The organism is Sulfurihydrogenibium sp. (assembly GCF_027448985.1).
In the GTDB taxonomy this organism is placed as follows: Bacteria; Aquificota; Aquificia; order Aquificales; family Hydrogenothermaceae; genus Sulfurihydrogenibium.
This window is the reverse complement of the sequence record NZ_DAIDMN010000144.1, coordinates 1-1,712: the sequence shown is the minus strand read 5'-3', so window position 1 is coordinate 1,712 and position 1,712 is coordinate 1. Positions and strand designations below refer to the sequence as shown.

The following is a 1,712-nucleotide window of genomic DNA, read 5'->3' as shown; positions in this document are numbered from 1 at the left end:
AGCAAAAGCTGTAGCATTTGGAGAAGCTCTAACGGAAGATTTTAAAAAGTACGCTCAGCAGGTAGTTAAAAACTATTCCGGATACGTTTACCTTTGCACCGTGAGTCAAGTGTCCACCATGGTCAAGTCTCATTCCTAAAATAGTGTCTCCCGGTTGAAGTTGAGAGAAAAACACCGCCTGATTCGCCTGAGAACCAGAGTGAGGTTGAACGTTTGCATGCTCAGCACCGTAAAGTTTCTTTAACCTTTCTATAGCAAGGTCTTCAACCATGTCAACGTATTCACAACCACCGTAATACCTTTTGTGAGGTAAACCTTCTGCATACTTGTTTGTTAAAACGCTTCCTTGAGCTTCCATAACCGCCTGAGAAGTGTAATTTTCAGATGCTATCATCTCAAGATGTTCTTGTTGTCTTTTAAACTCTAAAGAAACTGCTTTATAAACTTCTGGGTCTACATTTTTGAGATTCTCTAACAATTTCATACCTCCAAATTTTTTCAGATTTTTCCTTCCTCTATATCGAGGATTAGTTTTACCCGCCTTTCGTGTCTTCCACCTTCAAAAGGTGTCTCTAAAAATACGTCTACTATTGCAAGAGCATGGTCTAAACCTATCACTCTTTGACCTAACGCCAAAACGTTAGCGTCGTTGTGGGACCTTGCCATCCTTGCCATAAACTCATTTGTACATAAAGCAGCTCTTACACCTTTTATCTTGTTTGCAGCTATCGATATACCTATTCCGGTTCCACATATTATTATTCCTCTATCCGCTTCACCACTTGCTACAGCTGTTCCTACATTCTCCCCAAAATAAGGATAATCTACCGGTTCTGGAGAGTATGTCCCTTTATCAATGATTTCGTACTTTTTAGATTTTAAGTACTCTTTTATTTTTTCTTTATAAAAGAAGCCACCGTGGTCACTTCCAAGTGCTATTTTCAAGATAGAAAACCTCCGGATGTTTTAGCTATTACCAATTATATCATAACGAAGTTTGATGTGATATAATCATTTTTACAAGTTATCAAATATTGAGGTTAGCAAGTTTAAGGATGAAAAGGTTTATACTTTTTTTACTAATCTTAACTTCTTTAGCATATGCAGATGAAGACTTGTTTAAAGTTGCAAAACAAAAAGTACAGATAAAAGGAGTTGAAAGTACCACAGCAAAAGCTTTGAAACTATACAACGATGGACTTTTCACTAACGCTATAAATTTAGTTCAGGACACCTTACTTAAAAATGAAGTATCTAATCAGGATTATGCCCTTTTAAATCTTATTCTTGCTGCTTCCATATACAAAGCCAGAGAAGAAGAGATGATGTATAAATTCATACAGCAAGTTCAAGATGACAGACTTGACGATTACTCTTTGTATAGGATATACCAGATAGCGATGTCTATCTTTATAGAAAGAAAACATCAATCCGGACAACAGTACATATTAAACAAACTTGGGATAGACCAACAATCTCCAGCAAAGTTAGATGAATCTGAAGACACAGCAAAACTTATAGAAGCCATTATAACATCTAAAGAGACGAAAAAAGAAAAGATAAAAAAAATAACAAAATCCAGCAGATTTGTACTTTTTGGTGAAGATGCAAAAGTAATAACTTATAACAACGTTGATTTTATTTTAGGACAGAACATTTTTGAGTTGGACCCTCAAATACCAATCATAGGAAGACTATCAATATACGTTTCA

General features: G+C 35.6%; 1 protein-coding gene and 2 pseudogenes. 1 reads left to right on the top strand and 2 read right to left on the bottom strand.

Going from position 1 to position 1,712, the window contains the following annotated elements; genetic code table 11:
• Positions 1 to 64: 64 nt before the first annotated feature.
• Together NE054_RS08085 and rpiB are read right to left on the bottom strand one after the other, a co-directional pair.
• Positions 65 to 478: pseudogene (locus NE054_RS08085) on the bottom strand (serine hydroxymethyltransferase); the annotation flags it as partial.
• A gap of 20 nt (positions 479 to 498) precedes the next feature.
• The gene (rpiB, locus tag NE054_RS08080) at positions 499 to 945 is read right to left on the bottom strand and encodes a ribose 5-phosphate isomerase B (protein ID WP_297890453.1); all 447 of its coding nucleotides are present in this window, start codon (positions 943 to 945) and stop codon (positions 499 to 501) included.
• 110 nt (positions 946 to 1,055) lie between these two features.
• Between rpiB and NE054_RS08075 the strand changes: the two are divergent.
• Positions 1,056 to 1,712 (top strand): annotated as a pseudogene (locus NE054_RS08075) (L,D-transpeptidase); the annotation flags it as partial.